The organism is Rhizobium sp. 9140 (genome assembly GCF_900067135.1).
Classification (GTDB): Bacteria; Pseudomonadota; Alphaproteobacteria; order Rhizobiales; family Rhizobiaceae; genus Ferranicluibacter.
Window position 1 is genome coordinate 921041 of record NZ_FJUR01000001.1, and the last position, 16707, is coordinate 937747.

20 protein-coding genes and 1 pseudogene are annotated in these 16707 nt (G+C 62.8%); 10 read left to right on the plus strand and 11 right to left on the minus strand.

Annotated features, from left to right (window positions below; all coding sequences use genetic code 11):
- Positions 1–6: 6 nt before the first annotated feature.
- The 3 genes from GA0004734_RS04175 to GA0004734_RS04185 form a co-directional block, all read right to left on the minus strand.
- A complete protein-coding gene (locus GA0004734_RS04175; RefSeq protein ID WP_092931442.1) occupies positions 7–894 on the minus strand; it encodes an ABC transporter permease subunit in 888 nt (295 codons plus the stop codon).
- A 7-nt stretch (positions 895–901) separates the two neighbouring features.
- The gene (locus GA0004734_RS04180) at positions 902–1792 is read right to left on the minus strand and encodes a carbohydrate ABC transporter permease (RefSeq protein WP_092931444.1); all 891 of its coding nucleotides are present in this window, start codon (positions 1790–1792) and stop codon (positions 902–904) included.
- 79 nt (positions 1793–1871) lie between these two features.
- Complete coding sequence (locus GA0004734_RS04185; RefSeq protein WP_092931446.1) at positions 1872–3221, minus strand: extracellular solute-binding protein; 1350 nt, start codon at positions 3219–3221, stop codon at positions 1872–1874.
- A 464-nt stretch (positions 3222–3685) separates the two neighbouring features.
- Here GA0004734_RS04185 and GA0004734_RS04190 point away from each other — a divergent pair, with 464 nt between their 5' ends.
- A complete protein-coding gene (locus tag GA0004734_RS04190; protein ID WP_092935894.1) occupies positions 3686–4306 on the plus strand; it encodes a transglutaminase-like cysteine peptidase in 621 nt (206 codons plus the stop codon).
- Between the two features lie 117 nt (positions 4307–4423).
- On the opposite strand, the gene mbfA is transcribed toward GA0004734_RS04190, so the two are convergent.
- Complete coding sequence (mbfA, locus tag GA0004734_RS04195; protein WP_092931448.1) at positions 4424–5407, minus strand: iron exporter MbfA; 984 nt, start codon at positions 5405–5407, stop codon at positions 4424–4426.
- A gap of 233 nt (positions 5408–5640) precedes the next feature.
- Here mbfA and GA0004734_RS04200 point away from each other — a divergent pair, with 233 nt between their 5' ends.
- Both GA0004734_RS04200 and GA0004734_RS04205 read left to right on the plus strand, forming a co-directional pair.
- Positions 5641–5895 carry a GlsB/YeaQ/YmgE family stress response membrane protein gene (locus GA0004734_RS04200; RefSeq protein ID WP_062471330.1) on the plus strand — a complete coding sequence of 85 codons (255 nt, stop codon included), beginning with the start codon at positions 5641–5643 and terminating at the stop codon, positions 5893–5895.
- Between the two features lie 55 nt (positions 5896–5950).
- Positions 5951–6280 (plus strand): hypothetical protein, encoded by a 330-nt coding sequence (locus GA0004734_RS04205; protein ID WP_092931450.1) that lies wholly within the window; start codon positions 5951–5953, stop codon positions 6278–6280.
- A 79-nt stretch (positions 6281–6359) separates the two neighbouring features.
- On the opposite strand, the gene efp is transcribed toward GA0004734_RS04205, so the two are convergent.
- Positions 6360–6929 (minus strand): elongation factor P, encoded by a 570-nt coding sequence (efp, locus tag GA0004734_RS04210; RefSeq protein WP_092931452.1) that lies wholly within the window; start codon positions 6927–6929, stop codon positions 6360–6362.
- A 225-nt stretch (positions 6930–7154) separates the two neighbouring features.
- On the opposite strand from efp, the gene epmA reads away from it, so the two are divergent.
- Together epmA and GA0004734_RS04220 are read left to right on the plus strand one after the other, a co-directional pair.
- The gene (gene epmA / locus GA0004734_RS04215; protein WP_092931454.1) at positions 7155–8219 is read left to right on the plus strand and encodes an EF-P lysine aminoacylase EpmA; all 1065 of its coding nucleotides are present in this window, start codon (positions 7155–7157) and stop codon (positions 8217–8219) included.
- Positions 8220–8226: 7 nt separating this feature from the next.
- A complete protein-coding gene (locus GA0004734_RS04220; protein WP_092931456.1) occupies positions 8227–9267 on the plus strand; it encodes a lysine-2,3-aminomutase-like protein in 1041 nt (346 codons plus the stop codon).
- A 59-nt stretch (positions 9268–9326) separates the two neighbouring features.
- Here GA0004734_RS04220 and GA0004734_RS04225 read toward each other — a convergent pair whose 3' ends face one another.
- Genes GA0004734_RS04225 through GA0004734_RS04235 form a run of 3 tightly spaced genes read right to left on the minus strand, consistent with a single transcriptional unit; the run spans position 9327 to position 11257 of the window.
- Entirely contained in the window at positions 9327–9992 is a 666-nt protein-coding gene (locus tag GA0004734_RS04225) for an OmpA family protein (protein ID WP_092931458.1), read from the minus strand.
- A 54-nt stretch (positions 9993–10046) separates the two neighbouring features.
- Positions 10047–10625: a GNAT family N-acetyltransferase gene (locus tag GA0004734_RS04230; RefSeq protein WP_092935896.1), complete on the minus strand. Its 579-nt coding sequence runs from the start codon at positions 10623–10625 to the stop codon at positions 10047–10049.
- 32 nt (positions 10626–10657) lie between these two features.
- The gene (locus GA0004734_RS04235; protein WP_092935898.1) at positions 10658–11257 is read right to left on the minus strand and encodes a helix-turn-helix domain-containing protein; all 600 of its coding nucleotides are present in this window, start codon (positions 11255–11257) and stop codon (positions 10658–10660) included.
- Between the two features lie 131 nt (positions 11258–11388).
- Between GA0004734_RS04235 and lepA the strand changes: the two genes are divergently transcribed.
- The 5 genes and pseudogenes from lepA to GA0004734_RS04255 all read left to right on the plus strand — a co-directional run bounded on the left by lepA (position 11389) and on the right by GA0004734_RS04255 (position 14460).
- Positions 11389–13215, plus strand: a complete 1827-nt coding sequence (gene lepA, locus GA0004734_RS04240) for a translation elongation factor 4 (RefSeq protein ID WP_092931460.1) — start codon at positions 11389–11391, stop codon at positions 13213–13215.
- Positions 13216–13362: 147 nt separating this feature from the next.
- Positions 13363–13515: pseudogene (locus GA0004734_RS26370) on the plus strand (DUF1508 domain-containing protein); the annotation flags it as partial.
- Between the two features lie 12 nt (positions 13516–13527).
- Positions 13528–13737, plus strand: coding sequence for a YegP family protein (locus GA0004734_RS26375; RefSeq protein ID WP_245292476.1), 210 nt, complete (start codon positions 13528–13530; stop codon positions 13735–13737).
- A 193-nt stretch (positions 13738–13930) separates the two neighbouring features.
- Positions 13931–14161, plus strand: a complete 231-nt coding sequence (locus tag GA0004734_RS04250) for a type II toxin-antitoxin system CcdA family antitoxin (RefSeq protein WP_092935900.1) — start codon at positions 13931–13933, stop codon at positions 14159–14161.
- Positions 14161–14460, plus strand: coding sequence for a CcdB family protein (locus GA0004734_RS04255; RefSeq protein ID WP_092931464.1), 300 nt, complete (start codon positions 14161–14163; stop codon positions 14458–14460). The genes GA0004734_RS04250 and GA0004734_RS04255 overlap by 1 nt, the downstream gene beginning before the upstream one ends.
- A 3-nt stretch (positions 14461–14463) precedes the next feature.
- Here the strand turns inward: GA0004734_RS04255 and GA0004734_RS04260 are convergent, their stop codons facing one another.
- The 3 genes from GA0004734_RS04260 to GA0004734_RS04270 all read right to left on the minus strand — a co-directional run bounded on the left by GA0004734_RS04260 (position 14464) and on the right by GA0004734_RS04270 (position 16630).
- Complete coding sequence (locus tag GA0004734_RS04260; RefSeq protein ID WP_092931466.1) at positions 14464–14922, minus strand: GFA family protein; 459 nt, start codon at positions 14920–14922, stop codon at positions 14464–14466.
- Between the two features lie 10 nt (positions 14923–14932).
- Positions 14933–15709, minus strand: a complete 777-nt coding sequence (locus GA0004734_RS04265) for a pentapeptide repeat-containing protein (RefSeq protein ID WP_245292335.1) — start codon at positions 15707–15709, stop codon at positions 14933–14935.
- A gap of 180 nt (positions 15710–15889) precedes the next feature.
- A complete protein-coding gene (locus GA0004734_RS04270) occupies positions 15890–16630 on the minus strand; it encodes a type 1 glutamine amidotransferase (protein ID WP_092931468.1) in 741 nt (246 codons plus the stop codon).
- Between the last annotated feature and the right edge of the window lie 77 nt (positions 16631–16707).

Here is a 16707-nt window from a genome sequence, read left to right on the forward strand (position 1 = left end):
GGAATGTCATTTCTCGCTGGAGACGAGGCCGCGCACGAACCAGCGCTGAAGGATCGCGACGACAAGGAGCGGCGGCAGCATGATGATGAGCGAGCCGGCGAGCGTCACGTTCCAGTCCGGCGTGCCGTTCTCGGCCGGGAGCAACGCGACGAGCGACATCATGGTGGTCTTGTAGGCGGGATCGGTGATCATCAGCAGCGGCCAGAGATACTGATTCCAGCCGTAGACGAACATGATGGTGGTCAGCGCCAGCATGTTGGTGCGCGAGAGGGGGATGAGCATGTCGAAGAAGAACCGCGCCGGCCCCGATCCGTCCATGCGGGCAGCCTCGGCCAGTTCGTCGGGCAGGGTCATGAAGAACTGGCGGTAGAGGAAGGTGCCGGTGGCTGTTGCGACCAGCGGCAGTGTCAGCCCGGCATAGGAGTTCAGCAGGTTCCACTCGATCGACACCGTGATGCCGGTGATCCAGGCAATCAGAAGACGGATCGGCTCGAACAGGTCGGCGGCGACCGCATAGGTCGGGACCACGCGCACTTCGAGGGGAAGCATCAGCGTAATGAACACGATCCAGAAGAAGAAGTGCTTGAGCGGCGTGCGGAAGAACACGATCGAGAAGGCGGTGAGCGCCGACAGCGCGACTTTGCCGAACGTGACGATGCTCGCCATGATGAAGCTGTTCAGCATGGCCGTGCCGAGATCCGCCCGCTGCCAGGCCGCGGTGATATTCACGATCAGCTGGTTCTGCGGCAGGAAGTTGAAGGGAACGGCATTGACCTGCTGCACGGTCTGGCTGGCGCCGGCGACGATGACGGCAAAGGGACCGAGGAGAAGGAGAAAGCCAAGCGCCATCAGCACGTAGGTGAAGGCGTCGGCATAGGGTGTGCGCTGGATCACGGTCGTCTCACTTGTAATGCACGCGCCGCTCGACGAAGCGGAACTGGATGAAGGTGAAGATCATGATGAGGCCGATGAGGACGATGCTCTGGGCGGAAGCACCGGAATAGTTGAGGCCGCGGAAAGCCTCCTCGACAATGCGGTAGACCATGACGTCGGTGCCGTGATTGGGGCCGCCATCCGTCGTGCGGGCGACGATGCCATAAGTGTCGGCACCGACGAAACCTTCGGTCATCATGATGACGGTGAGGAAGAACAAAGTGGGCGCCAGCATCGGGATCTGGATGTCGATCGCCCGGCGGACCGGTCCTGAGCCATCCATCGCGGCCGCTTCGGTCAGCGATTTCGGCACGGACTGCAGGCCGGCCAGCAGGAAGATGAAGGTGTAGCCGGCCCATTTCCAGGCGAACACGACGATGACGAGGATCAGCGCGTGGCTTCCGTATTTCGCGGGATTCCAGAAATCGGGAGAGACGGAATTGACCGAGGCCATCAGCCCGCGTTCGGGCGACAGGATGAAGCGGAAGGCCATGCCCGCGGCGGGGCCGGCAATCGCGTAAGGTAGGATATAGAGAAAGCGGACGGCGCCCGAGCCCGGCAGCTGCCGGTCCACGGCCAGCGCCAGCACGAGGCCGATGAAGATGGTGGAAAGCGTGCCGGCCAGCGCGAAGGTGAGGCTGACGACGACCGAGTTCCAATAGAGCGGATCGGCAAACACGTCGCGGAAATTGGCAAGGCCGACGAACTCGGCAGACCCGCCGAAGGGCGGCTCCAGCGTGAAGGCCCAGCGGACGACGGCGACGGCCGGCCAGTAGAAGAACAGGGCGATCAGCGCGAGCTGCGGCAGGGCGAAGGCGGTCGGAAGCCACCAGCTTCGGAAGACGGCGCGTTTGTCCATGATAGGGAAACCTGAAAGTGAGCAGACGGCAGGAAAGCCTGCCGCAGGGCGCGGCAGGCTCGATGACGGGGGGGAGCGCTTAGTTCAGCGTCTGGCCGGCATAGGTCTTTTCGAAGCGGCGCAGGATCGCGTTGCTGCGCTCGGCAGCCTGGTCGAGCGACGTCTGAACGTCGGCGTTCTGCATGAAAATCGCTTCGAGCGCAGTGCCGACTTCCTTGCGGATCTGCGTGAAGCCGCCGAGGCGGATGCCGCGGGTGTTCTCGGAGGTCGGCGTGTAGGTGAGGCTGGCGATGGCCAGTTCGCGCCCCTTGTAGGGTGCCTTGTCGTAGAAGCCGTTGGCCTTCATGGCGTCGAAGCCGGTCTTGGTGACGGGGATGTAACCGGTGACCGTTGACCACCACTGCGCCATTTCCGGCGTGCCGAGATAGTTGAGGAACGCGGCGGCACCCTTGTACTGGGCATCGGGAAGGCCGGCCATGACCCAGAGCGAAGCGCCGCCGACGAGCGAGTTCTGCCGCTCGGTGCCCTTCCAGACCGGAAGCATGGCGACATCCCACTTGACGCCTTCCGGCAGGGTCTTGCCGACCGTGCCGTGGTCGGCGACCGACGACTGGATCATCTGGCAGGTCTGCGAGGTGAAGGCGGGCACGACGTCCATGCCGAGTTGCTTGGTCTTGATGACCACCAGCTTCTCGTCGGCCAGCTTCTTCAGGAACTTGACCTGATCGACGAACTTCGTCTTGTTGAAGACGACTTCGGCATCGAGGCCCTTGTAGCCGTTGGCCTGCGTTGCGATCGGCTGGTTGTGGATGGCCGAGAACTGCTCCATCGTCGCCCAGGTGTCGAAGCTCATGCCCATAGGGCATTCATAGCCGGCAGCCTTCAGCTTGCGCGCGGCTTCTTCGACCTGCTCCCAGGTGTCCGGCTTGAAATCGATGCCGGCCTTCTCGAAGGCGCTGACATTATAATAGAACATGGCGGTGGAGGAGTTGAACGGGAACGAGTTCAGCTCGCCGGCGGCCGTCGCATAGTAATTGGCGATGCCGCCGAAATAGTTGTCCCAGTCGATCGTATAGCCATTATCGGCCATCAGCGTCTTGGCGGGAATGAAGGCCTTGGACAGCATCAGGTCCAGCGTGCCGGCATCGTAGATCTGCGTGATCGCGGGCTGCTTCTTCGAGCGATAGGCGGCAATCGTATTCTGGAGCGTGGTGTCATAGGCGTTCTGCGAGGTGCAGACGATTTCAAAGTCGCCCTGCGACTGGTTGAACTTCGAGCAGGCTTCCTGCACGCGTTCACCGAGATCGCCCGTCAGGCCGTACCAGAATTCGAACTTGGTCTTTTCCGCATGGGCCGGGGTGGTCGTGGCGGCGAGGGTGGTGGCGGCCAGAAAGGCCCCCAGGACGGATGTGAGAACGGAAGGTTTCATCGTTTGTGCCTCTTGCAGGGACGGAAGGCCATCCGGACGGAAGGCCTCGGATAAATCCTCGCCGCTGCTAGCAGCCGGGCATGACAGTCAGGCGTCGCTTTTCTTAAGGAATCATGACGGTCGAAATTGACGTAGCGCGGTGCGCGCGAAACCGGCAAATGCCTGAAAAACCGTGGAAGCGCGATGTTAATCTTTCCCGACGGGGTGCATTTTTCTGGAAAAGAACATCGATTTCAAAGGCATGGAGGACGTGATGCCGAATTGCCTCCCATTTTAACCATATGAATCGATCCCGAAATCTTCAGATTGACGCAGGTGGAAAGAGGCTGTTAACTTTCTGTTAACGATTAGAGCGGTGCGCGCAGCCTTCAAGACGCGAAACCGACGTTGGTGTCACTTTTCGAGCGGGGACCGGACGTCGCATGCTTTGCGGCGAAGGCATCCCTGCGCCACAGGGGATGTGCATGGCACAGATGACGGGGCTCAAGGGAATGGTTTTCGCGCTCGCGAGCCTTCTCGTATCGGCAGGTGCCGCCGTACCGGCGCTCTCGGCAACTGCGCTGTCCATGCAGACAGGCGCCATCACGTCCCAGCCCATCGGCCACTACGAATTCTGCAGGACGCATGCCGCCGAGTGCGACATCCGCACCCGCTCGACGCCCGCACCCCGCGTCACCGCCTATGGCTGGTCCGTTATCCGCGCAGTCAACGCCGACACCAATCACGAGATCACGCCCATGACCGATCTCGAGCTTTACGGCCGGGACGAAGTCTGGGCCTATCCGGAAACGGCCGGCGACTGTGAGGACTATGTTCTTCTCAAGCGCAAGCGCCTCATGGAGAAGGGCTTCTCGCCGGCCGACGTGCTGATCACCGTCGTGCGCAAGCCGGACGGCGAAGGCCATGCGGTCCTCACCGTGCGCACCGCCCAAGGCGATTTCGTTCTCGACAATCTCGACGACGAGGTGAAGCTCTGGACCAAGACGTCCTACCGCTTCCTCAAGCGGCAGGCCTCGTTCAACACGGGCCGCTGGGTGACGATCGAGAACGGTGCCGAAATCGTCGTGGGTTCGGTCGGACGTTAAGGCCCGACGGCTACAGCACTTTATATTTGCTGCATCATTCTACCCTGAAATCGATTCCGATTTAAGGAATGATGCAGTAGCGGAAACCTGAAGTATTGCGAGGCGCCTGAGGACGCCTCAGCTATTTCCGATCAGAATACCCGCCCCCAGAACCAGCCCGCCGCCCAGCACCACCTGAAAGGCCGCGCGTAAAAACGGCGTTTCCATGAAGCGGTTCTGGATGAAGGCGATGGCCCAGAGTTCGATGAAGACCACGGCGACGGCGAGCGTGGTCGCGGTCCAGAAATCCGGGATCAGATAGGGCAGGGCATGGCCGAGGCCGCCGACGGCGGTCATGATGCCGCAGGCAAGGCCGCGCTTGAGCGGCGAGCCGCGCCCGGAAATCTTGCCGTCGTCATGCGCCGCTTCCGTGAAGCCCATGGAGATGCCGGCACCGACGGAGGCCGAGAGGCCGACGAGGAAGGTCTGCCAGGTATCCTGCGTCGCGAAAGCTGCGGCGAAGATCGGGGCGAGCGTCGAGACGGACCCGTCCATCAGGCCCGCGAGCCCCGGCTGCACATAGGTGAGCACGAACTGCCGCCGTGCCGTGTCGTCCTCCGAGGCCTTGACGTCGTCGGGCGCGTGCCGCGCGCCGAGCATGCGGGCGATGTCCTCGTGGCCCTCTTCGGCCAGTGCCAGGTCGCCGAGCAGTTTTCGCGTTTCGGCATCCCCGGTGCGCTTGGCCGCCTCATGATAGAAGTTCTGCGCCTGCCGTTCCATCGTCTCGGCTTCGCGCCGCATCTGGTCGAGCGTCAGGCTGCGTTGCAGCCAATCCGGCTTCTGGCGGATGAAGCCGCTGACATGCTCGCGGCGAATGAGCGGAATGCGCTCGCCGAACCGCCGGCGATGCATGTCGATCAGCATGTTGCGATGCGTATGCTCGACCGTCGCCATGTCATCGAACACCTTGGCGGAGGCGGGATAGGCAACCCTGAGGTGATCGGCATAGGCAAGGTAGATCCGCGCGTCATCTTCTTCGGACGATATCGCCAGCGCCAGGATTTCCTGCTCGCTCAGACTGACGAAAGTGCGGCGGGAACGGGAAAAGAAGCTTGTCAGCATGGTTGATCCTGAATTTAGAATAATTCTAAACTAGACTCTTTGGCGACTAGATCAAGTGCGAATGCGCCGGCCTCTTCCCTGAAGCCGCACCGTCGGGCGGCCTATGCGATTCCTTATCCAAAACGGGATCCAAAACGGGCAGGGCTTACGCAGAGGACCCGACGAGGGAACAAAACCACACGCGTTACGTTCACTTGGGCAATTCAAAATCATTGAACCCACGGAGAATGACAATGGACGTAAATGGCGTAGGCTGGCTCGCAGCCATCATCATCGGCGGTTTTGCCGGCTGGCTCGCAGAACAGTTCATGAAATCCAATATGGGCGTGTTCATGAATATCATCCTCGGCATCATCGGTGCTGTCGTGCTCAACGCAATTCTCGCGGCTATCGGCGTATCGCTGGGTGCCGGCTGGATCGCATACCTCATCACCGGCTTTATCGGTGCCTGCATTCTCATCGCCATCGGGCGCATGGTGCGCCGCTAAGCGGCGTAACAGGGCGGCAGGCGTAACGTACCGCGACCTTTTCTAGGAGAACAACATGCTGACATTCGCTGCCGAAGGCAACGGTCAGGGCAAGCTGGAAATCAATGGGCAGACAGCGCCCGTGACGTACGAACTTGTCGTCGCCCGGGAAGAGGACGAATCGCGTCAGGTGCGCATCCGCCTCAGTGCATCGCGCGATTGGCTACTGGGCCAGGGCTTCAAGGGTGAGGCGACCCTCGTGCGTGCCAATGGTGACCGCATTCCCGTCCGCCGCGAAGGCGGGTTGGATGTGGACGATGCCGTCTCGGTGACGCTCGAAGGCTATGACGATACTCGAAGCGACGCGTCCGATGTGAACGCGGCCTATCCCGAGTTGAAGCACTGATTTCAACCGCATGGTTGAACCATAGAAAAGGGCGCCGTTCATCGCGGCGCCCTTTTTGCGGTGTTCGTTTGCGGGACGATCAGTCCTTCGCGCGCTCGACATAGGAGTTGTCTTCGGTCGCGATGACGACACGGGTGTTTGCGACGATGTGCGGGGGAACGAGCGTACGGACGCCGTTCGACAGGATCGCGGGCTTGTAGGACGAGGATGCCGTCTGGCCTTTGGTGACCGGCTCGGTTTCGACGATCTCGAGCGTGACGTGGCGCGGCAGCTGGATCGCGATGGCGAGGCCTTCGTGGATCGACAGCGTCACGGTCATACCGTCCTGAAGGAAAACCTTCTGGTCGCCGATGTCTTCCGCCGTCATCGTGAGCTGGTCGTAGTTCGCCGGGTTCATGAAGTGGAAGCCTTCGCCGTCTTCATACAGGAAGGTGTGGTCGCTGTCCTCGACATAGGCGCGCTCGACCTGTTCGGTCGTGCGGTAGCGCTCGGAAACCTTCACGCCGTCGGAGATGCGGCGCATGTCCACCTGCGTCACCGGCGTACCCTTGCCGGGGTGGAAGTTGGCGGCCGTGAGAACGACATAGAGCTTGCCGTCGACGTCGAGCACGTTGCCCTTGCGAACGGAGGAGGCGATCACCTTGACCATAAGTCTTCCTTGTAACTGATAAAGATGCATCGTAGAGCGTTGAAATCTGCCCATCTGCGATGCGGGTAAAACCGGATTTGGGCCGCACCTAGCGCATATCAGGGCAAATAGCCAGTGCGGGCCGCGCGGCGGACGCCAAGAATGCCTGAACACGAAGGGCTGCTCGCAGGCGCAAGCGATGCCCGACGCCGAACCCCCAACACCGAATGAGTGACCAACCCTGCCATGACGCCAGCCGCAGCCTCCCCCTGGTGGACACCGCATGTTCACGCCGACCGACGTCCGTTCCTGCTGGCGCGAAACCGCATCAAGGCGGCGCTGCGTTCCTATCTTGCGCGCGAGGACTTCATCGAGGTGGAGACAGCAGCCCTTCAGGTCTCGCCCGGCAACGAGACCCATCTCCATGCTTTCGAGACGGCGGCGATCGGCCACGACGGCGCGCACACGCCGCTTTATCTCCATACCTCGCCGGAATTCGCCTGCAAGAAGCTGCTGGCGGCGGGCGAGCATCGCATCGCCTGCTTCGCAGCCGTTTACCGCAACCGCGAGCGCGGCCCGCTGCACCACCCCGAGTTCACCATGCTCGAATGGTACCGGACAGGCGAAACCTACCACGCGCTGATGACCGACTGCCATGCGATGCTGATAGGCGCGGCGGAGGCTGCGGGAACGGGCATGCTCCGGTATCGCGGCCGGTCCTGCGATCCCGCGCTTGCGCCCGAGCGCCTGACGCTGGCGGAGGCGTTTGCCCGCCATGCCGGTATCGATCTCCTCGGCACGGTCTCCCCCACCGGCGAGACCGACCGCGATGCGCTGGCGGCAGCCGTCGGCAGCGCGGGCATCCGCATGGCGGACGACGACAGCTGGTCCGACCTTTTCAGCCGTGTCCTGGTGGAGAAGATCGAGCCGCATCTGGGCATGGGCCGGGCGACGATCCTGATGGAATATCCGGTGGTCGAGGCCGCGCTCGCGCGCCCCTCGCAGGAAGATCCGCGCGTGGCGGAGCGGTTCGAGCTTTATGCCTGCGGCGTCGAGCTTGCCAATGCCTTCGGCGAGCTGACGGATGCCGGCGAGCAGCGGCGGCGGTTCGAGCTGGAGATGGCGGAAAAGAGCCGCATCTATGGCGAGCGCTACCCGCTGGACGAGGATTTTCTGGCAGCCCTCGCGATCATGCCGGAGGCGAGCGGCTGCGCGCTCGGTTTCGACCGACTCGTGATGCTGGCGACGGATGCCACGCGGATCGAACAGGTGCTCTGGGCGCCGGTCGTCGAAACGGAAGCGGGACGTTGAGGGTCCGATGACAGGCATGACGCTGAAAAGCATTTCTCACTTACGGGACGCCGGGCTTCTGGGCGAACGGGCCGGCGATGTCGAGGCGGTCGCGCGTCGCTATGCCGTCGCCGTTACGCCGGCCATGGCCGCGCTTATCGATCCCGCCGATCCCCGCGACCCGATCGCGCTCCAGTTCGTTCCCGATCTCGCCGAGCTCGACCACAGGCCGGAAGAGCGTGCCGACCCGATCGGCGATGCCGCCCATAGTCCCGTCGAAGGCATCGTCCATCGCTATCCCGATCGCGTGCTCCTGAAGGCCGTGCATGTGTGTCCGGTCTATTGCCGCTTCTGCTTCCGCCGCGAGATGGTCGGCCCGGACGGTCTGGGAACGCTGGCGGCGGACGCACTGGATGCGGCGATCGCCTATATCGCGGACCATGCCGAGATATGGGAGGTCATTCTCACGGGTGGCGATCCGCTGGTGCTGTCGCCCCGCCGTCTGGCGGACATCATGGCGCGTCTCTCCGTCATCGACCACGTCAAGATCGTTCGCCTGCACAGCCGCGTTCCCGCCGTCGATCCCTTGCGGATCGATGCGGCGCTGATCGCCGCCCTTCATGCGAGCGGCAAGACGGTCTATGTCGCGCTGCATGCCAACCACCCGCGCGAGTTGACCCGGCAAGCACGCGATGCCTGCGCTCTGCTGGTGGATGCAGGCATCGTCATGATCAGCCAGACGGTGCTGCTGAAGGGCGTGAACGACGATGTCGCCACGCTGTCGGCTCTCATGCGGGCGTTCGTGGAGACCCGCATCAAGCCCTATTACCTGCACCACCCGGACCTTGCGCCGGGAACCGCGCATTTCCGCCTGTCGGTGGAAGAAGGGCAGGCGCTGGTCGCCGGGCTTCGCGGCGTGATTTCCGGCCTCTGCCAGCCGACCTATGTGCTCGACATTCCCGGCGGCCACGGCAAGGCGGTCATTGCCGCTCCGAGTATCGAGCGGACGGACCAGGGCCACAGGGTCGAGGATTTCCGGGGCGGCATCCACAATTATCCGCCCCGCTGAACGGGAAAAGCCGGCACCTTTCGGCACCGGCTTTCGTCATTCCCGAAGCGAGGTAACGCTTACTGTTCCTTGATCGGCGCGATGGAGATTTCCACGCGGCGGTTCTGGGCGCGGCCGGCTTCGCTCGAATTGGAGGCGACCGGACGTTCGGCGCCGTAGCCCATGGCCGACATGCGGCGCTGGTCCACGCCCTGCGACCCCAAATAGTTGGCGACGGAAGCGGCGCGGCGTTCCGAGAGGCCCTGATTGTAGCCGGCGCTGCCGGTCGAGTCCGTGTGGCCATCGACATCGACGAGCGTCTTGTTGAACTTGCGCAGCACGATGGCGACCGAGTTCAGCGTCGAATAGAAGCCCGGCATGACCTGATCCTGATCGGTCGCAAACGTGATGTTCGACGGCATGTTCAGGATGATGCGATCGCCCTGGCGGGTGACGGAGACGCCGGTACCCTGAAGCTGGGCGCGCAGCTCGTTTTCCTGGCTGTCCATGTAATTGCCGATGAGGCCGCCGCCGAGCGCGCCGATACCGGCGCCGACCAGCGCGGAATCGCGTCGCCCACGGGCGCTGCCGCCGACGAGAAGGCCGGTTGCCGCACCGAGGCCCGCGCCGATCAGAGCGCCGCCCGCCGTGTTCGACATCTTCTGTTCACCCGTATACGGGTCGGTCGTCGTGCAGCCGGAAAGGTAGATGGCCGAGACGGCCACGATGGCGAGTTTCTTCATCATCGAATCAAGGGTCCCCGAAATTGCTCCCTGTTTCTCATAGCATTGATTACGGCCTTATGATGGAAACAGAGATGACGGAGATGGGGTTTCCATCGCGCCGGCGAGTGTGCGGGACATCGCGAGCGACTTGTAGAAGAACGTGGAACCGCAGAAGCTTCCATCGGGAAAGAGCGCGTAATCGGGGATGACACCGGCGCGGCTCCAGCCGAGACGCGCATAGATCGCCTCGGCCGGGCTGCCGGTTGCCGTGTCCAGCACGAGAAGATGCCGCCCGAGCGCCAGCGCTTCGCCTTCGGCTGCCGTCATCAGCAGACGGGCAAGGCCCCGCCCGCGGCCACGCCGGTGGACGAGGAGCTTCTTGAGGTCGGCGCGATGTGGCTGGTTCGGGGACAGGCCGACGCCGAGCTGCACCGTGCCGAGGATCTCGCCATCGGCTTCCGCCACCAGCAGGATCGTGTGTCCCGAGGTCACGGCGTCCGCGACGCCGTCCCAGTAGGCTGCCGCCTCCTCATCGCCGCAGGACTGGAGGAAGCCGACGGATGCGCCGTCCGCGATGCAGTCGATTAGGATCGCCGAAAGGGCTGGGATCGCCGCGCGGGCATCCTCGCCGGTCAGGCGGCGGATCGCGGGCAATGGGTCGGGCAATATGTCAGTCGTCGGCATGGTCATGAACGTCCCTTGTTCGTCTGCGGATGGCCGCGGTGGAGGATGATGGCGTAGCGGGCCATCTCCGCATGCGGGTTCGAGAACACGATCGTCTCGCCGAGCCGCATGAACAGGCAATCTCCGGGGTGAAGGTGATAGGTCTCGTCGCCGGCCGTCATCGTCATGCGGCCTTCGAGCAGCCAGAGATGCTGCGTCGCGCCGCTGTCGAAGGGTTGCGGCTCGAACACGACCCGCCCGCCCGGCGGGAAGCCGACATCGACGATATCGACCGGCGACCCCGTGGCCTCCGGAGACACGGCCCGCCTGACATAGCCGGTTTCCGGATCTCGCCAGACATGCTGTTGCCCGGCCCGCCGCAAGGGGCTCTCCGGCGGCGCATCCTCGGCGAAGAACCGCGACAGGGTCGTGCCGAGCGCGTGGCAGAGGCGCGCCAGAAGCTGTGCCGTCGGATTGGCCTCGCCGCGCTCGATCCGCGAGATCATGGCGCGGCTGACGCCGGAGCGTTGTGCCAGCGCATCGAGCGTCGTTGCGTGTCTTTGGCGCAGGGATCGCAGTCGCTCGCCGATATCCGCGTCGGATGGTGATGGGGTCTTTTCCATCATAGGAGAATTACAGTCTTCTATAGTGGAGTCAACATGTGGCCTTGACGTCGGAAATTATGGTATCCGAATGCTGAACACCCTGCATTTCCCGCTTTGCGCCCGTGGGGACCGCTGCTATATGCGGGCGCATGAGCACACCATCCTCCAAGACGCCGCTGGATCATATCCGCAACTTCTCCATCGTCGCCCATATCGACCACGGCAAGTCGACGCTTGCCGACCGGCTGATCCAGTCGACGGGCGGCCTTGCCGAACGCGACATGTCCGAGCAGGTGCTGGACTCGATGGATATCGAGCGCGAGCGCGGCATCACCATCAAGGCCCAGACGGTGCGTCTGCACTACAAGGCCAACAATGGCGAAACCTATATCCTGAACCTCATCGACACCCCCGGCCATGTGGACTTCGCCTATGAAGTCTCCCGCTCGCTGTCGGCCTGCGAAGGCTCGCTGCTGGTTGTGGATGCCAGCCAGGGCGTCGAGGCGCAGACGCTGGCGAACGTCTATCAGGCCATCGACAACAATCACGAGATCGTCACGGTCCTCAACAAGATCGACCTGCCGGCGGCCGAGCCGGACCGCATCCGCGAGCAGATCGAGGAGGTCATCGGCATCGATGCCAGCCAGGCCGTGCTGATCTCGGCCAAGACCGGCCTCGGCATTCCCGACGTTCTCGAAGCCATCGTCCACCAGCTGCCGGCGCCGAAAAGCCCCGGCGGCGAGAAGGCGCCCTTGAAGGCGCTGCTGGTCGACAGCTGGTACGACACCTATCTCGGCGTCATGGTTCTCGTGCGCATCATCGACGGCGTGCTCACCAAGGGCCAGACGATCCGCATGATGGGCACGGACGCGAAGTATCAGGTGGAGCGCGTCGGCGTTCTTACGCCGAAGATGCTCGCGGTGGACAGCCTCGGCCCGGGCGAGATCGGCTTCTTCACCGGCTCCATCAAGGAAGTGGCCGATACCCGCGTCGGCGATACCATCACCGAGGACAAGAAGCCGACGGCGGAAGCGCTGCCGGGCTTCAAGCCGGCCCAGCCGGTGGTGTTCTGCGGCCTCTTCCCGGTCGATGCGGCGGATTTCGAGGATCTGCGCTCGGCCATGGGCAAGCTGCGCCTCAACGACGCGTCCTTCTCGTTCGAAATGGAAAGCTCGGCCGCGCTCGGCTTCGGCTTCCGCTGCGGCTTCCTCGGCCTGCTGCATCTCGAAATCATTCAGGAGCGGCTGGAGCGCGAGTTCGACCTCGACCTGATCGCGACGGCCCCCTCCGTGGTCTACAAGCTGACGATGACGGACGGTTCGGAGAAGGAACTGCACAACCCGGCCGATATGCCGGATCCGGTGCGGATATCCGAGATCCACGAGCCCTGGATCAAGGCGACGATCCTCACGCCCGACGATTATCTCGGCGGCATTCTCAAGCTTTGCCAGGACCGTCGCGGCGTGCAGACGGAGCTGACCTATGTCGGCAAGCGCGCCATGTTGACCTATGAGCTGCCGCTCAACGAAGTCGTGTTCGACTTCTACGACCGGCTGAAGTCGATTTCCAAGGGTTATGCCTCGTTCGACTACCATCTCGACGGCTACAAGGAGGGCAACCTCGTGAAGATGTCCATCATGGTCAATGGCGAGCCGGTCGATGCGCTCTCCATGCTCGTGCACCGCTCGGCGGCCGAAAAGCGCGGCCGCGACATGTGCGAGAAGCTGAAGGACCTGATCCCGCGGCACATGTTCAAGATCCCGATCCAGGCGGCCATCGGCGGCAACGTGATTGCCCGCGAGACGATCTCGGCCATGCGCAAGGACGTGACGGCGAAGTGCTATGGCGGCGACGCCAGCCGCAAGCGCAAGCTGCTCGACAAGCAGAAGGCCGGCAAGAAGCGCATGCGCCAGTTCGGCAAGGTCGATATCCCGCAGGAAGCCTTTATCGCCGCTCTGAAGATGAGCGACGAATAATGTCTTGAGATGCAGCCGGTGCGGTGCCGAACTCTCGGCGGCGCATCGGTTATGTCTTTTTTAATCTGCTTTCCTGAGTTGCGAATTTTGTTGTAGATCCTTCTCACGGAGGACGGCACCCGGCCGTATCCGAAGGGAGGATATGACATGCATAGGTTCAAGATCCTGAAAGCCGCCAGCGGCCAGTTCCGCGTTCAGTTCCTTTACAATGCCGAGGTCATGGTCTGGTCGGAGAACTACGCTTCAAAAGCCAGCGCCAAAAACTGCATCGACTCCATCCAGAAGAATGCCCCGGGCGCGTCGACGGTCGATCTGACCAAGGATGAAACCGGCTCCGGATATCGTTTCGAGATCGTCGAGAACAAGGGCGGCGAGCACTTCGTCCGCTTCAAGGCGGCAAACGGCGAGCCCATGGTCCAGTCCGAAGCCTACGCCTCAAAGGCGAGCGCCCGGAACTGCATCGAATCCGTCAAGAAAAACGCGCCGGATGCACCTGTCGAGGACGAGACGGTCACGGCTTGAAGCCGCACGACGCGCAGGCGCCGGTTCGGCAAGGTCGATATCCCGCAGGAAGCCCTTATCGCCGCGGGTATGCGTGACGGATCGTCTCTTTCAATCCGGGCGGGATGGTTTATCCTGTCGCTCTCGCCCGGAAGCGGCCTGCAAGTTTGGAAAAGAGGTGCAGGACGGCTCGGGAGCTATCGAGGATGCTTTCATGTCGCAAACTGCCCGCATACGGCCCGACGTCTCGCTCGATGAAAAACTCGTTGCCGACGCGCTGGAACTGAATATCGACATATCGAGCGCGGCTGCCGACGGCATCGCCAGGGCGGTCAAGGCCGAACGGGAACGGCTGTGGCTGATCGAGAACGCCGAGGCTTTCCGAGCCGAGAGAGAATATATCGAAAAGCACGGGCTGCCGTTGGCGAAGTATCGCCAATTCTGATGGCACGCTTCCGTGTCTATGAACTGAAGTCTTCAGAGGTTTTCGCGCTGGATCTGCAGGCGGATCTCGTGGAGCTTTTGCCGACACGAGTCATGGCGCCGCTCTATCCACTAACGACGATGACTTGGGCCTTCAGTCGCTTGAACCCACGTTTTGTGATCGACGGGCAAGCGTATTCCATGGCAACGCAAAGGATGTCGGCTGTGGATCAGCGAGATATCGGTCGAGAGGTTGCGAACCTATCCTCCCGTTCCGACGATATCACAGCCGCCCTCGATTTCCTCTTCCAGGGCTTCTGATCGTCACCCTTCCGCGTGATAGGCAGCGATCAGTCGCTCGAAATCCTCCATCGGCGGAAAACGCTCGTAGCTATGGGCGGCACCCGTCTCGGCAAAGTCGAGCTTCTCGCAGGTATAGGTCTCGATGAAGGGGCGATACCAGGTGATATCATCCAGCATGGTCGCGCGGACATTCACCATATCCGGCAGGCCCTCGATCCGCGTGAACAGCCAGCTCAGGCAATGCGGACAGCAAAAGTGATGCAGCATCTCGCTATGAAGGCCGCCGATGACGGGCTCGCCCTGCGTGACGGAAAAGCCTGTCGCCGGAACGGCCGCGCTCAACGAATAAGGTCCGGCCGTCATTTTCTGGCAGCCTGTACAATGGCACGCCATGGTCAGGATCGGCTCGGCCATGATGCGCAGGCGGACCTCGCCGCAACGGCAGGCGCCCGTCAGAGGCAGGGATGGTGAAACCGTCATTCCAATTTCCTCAATCGTGCTTGCAGGGCCAGTTCGGCGGCGGCGTCAGTCCCGCCGGAAGCTTCGTCGTGCCGTCGCCGCAGGCGAGTGCGATCTGCTCCTGTTTCAGGCCGGTCGCCGCCGACAGGTCCAGCCCTTCGACGCGGGTGAGGAACAGGAATGCCTCGTCGAAGGCGATCGGGCCATTGAACGTCACACCGGTCAGCTTGGCGCGGGCGAGGTTGGCGAGCGAGAAGCGCGTGCCGGTAATGGTCGATTTCGAGAAGTTGACCCGGGAAAGCTCGGCCTTGCTGAAATCCGCTCCGGTCAGATCGGCTTCCGTCATATTCGTGCGCTGAAGTTCGGCTCCGGCGAAGGACGCTCCGGCCGCCTTGATGCCGGAAAAGTTGGAGCGATAGGCTTCGATCCGTGAAAAGTTCGCCTTCTCGGCCATGGCGCCGCTCAGCGACGCGCGGATCAGCGTGGCTTTTTCGAGGTTCGCCTCGGTCAGATCCGAGCTCCCGAGGTCGGTGGCCGAGAGGTTCGCGCCCGCAAGAACGGCCTTGGTCAGGGTGCTGGAGGGCAGCATCAGGTTGGCCTTGCTGCAGCCGCTCCAGTCGATCCCGGCATTGGGCGTCGCCTCGCAATCCGCCGCTTCGACCCGGCCGGCCGTACCGGAAAGGCTCACAGCTGCAATGAGCGCGCAAAGGCCTGCAACCGGCAAGCTGAAGCCCAGAAAAGCTTTTGCGCGGAGATCCATCCGATCAAGAAGGGATGATGTCGGGGGCCGGCCGATGGTGTTCGTCATTTCCATGCACGCCGGAAGCCAGCGCGTCCTCCATGTATTCATGATGACCATACTAGGGGCAAGGGCTCCGTGCTGCAATGGTCGGTAGGCCCAACGTTGCGTTTGACGAACGCCTCCAAGTCGAGGTCAAGGCAGTCACGCGACCGGCCCGACTATTCGAAAACGGTACGAACCAGAGCGTCAGGCCGCATCCACTCCTGCGGCCGTCACAGCCTGCGCCACAACGATCGCGCGGACCCAGGCGCGCGCGAGCGCCAGCCCCGCCGCGTCCGAGGCCGCACCGTATTGCGCTTCAAGGTCTGCGGAGCGGGAGAGCCAGTCAGGGTCGATCCCGTCGATCTGGTCCTTGTAGATCTCTTTCCATCTTGCGATGACGGCCGTTCCCGCCTCGAAGTGGAACTGCATCCCGTAGCTCGCCCGGCCGATGCGGAAGGCCTGTAGCGGAACCGCGTCGTTGCTCGCCAGAACCTCCGCCGCCGAGGGTAGGGTGAAGGTGTCGGAATGCCACTGGAAGGCCGGAAAGCGTGCGCCGGCCGCAGACAGAACCGGGTCAACCTGCCCCGCCGCCGTCAGGGCGATCTCCTGCCAGCCGAACTCGCGCGATGCGCCGAGACGATTGTCGCCGCCATGCGCCCGGGCGAGAAGCTGGCTGCCGAGGCAGATGCCCAGCACCGCGCGGTCCGTTTCCGCAAAACGGCGCATCAGATCGCAAAGCGTCGGCAGATAGGGGTGGAGCGCATCGTCGCGCGCGCTCTGCTCCCCGCCCAGCACCACCATCGCATCGTAAGGCTCCGGCTCTGCCGGCAGGCCTTCGCCGGCATAGGCCTTGCGGACATCGAGACGCGCGCCCGCTTCCGCCAGCGCGATACCGACGAGACCGAGATCCGAATGGGGCATGTTTTCGATGACGAGGACGTGCATGGCGGCTCCGCAGGCTTGGCGTTGTCGGATAGAGATCATGCGCGGCGGAGAGGTTCAAGAGGGTGGTACAAGCCCGC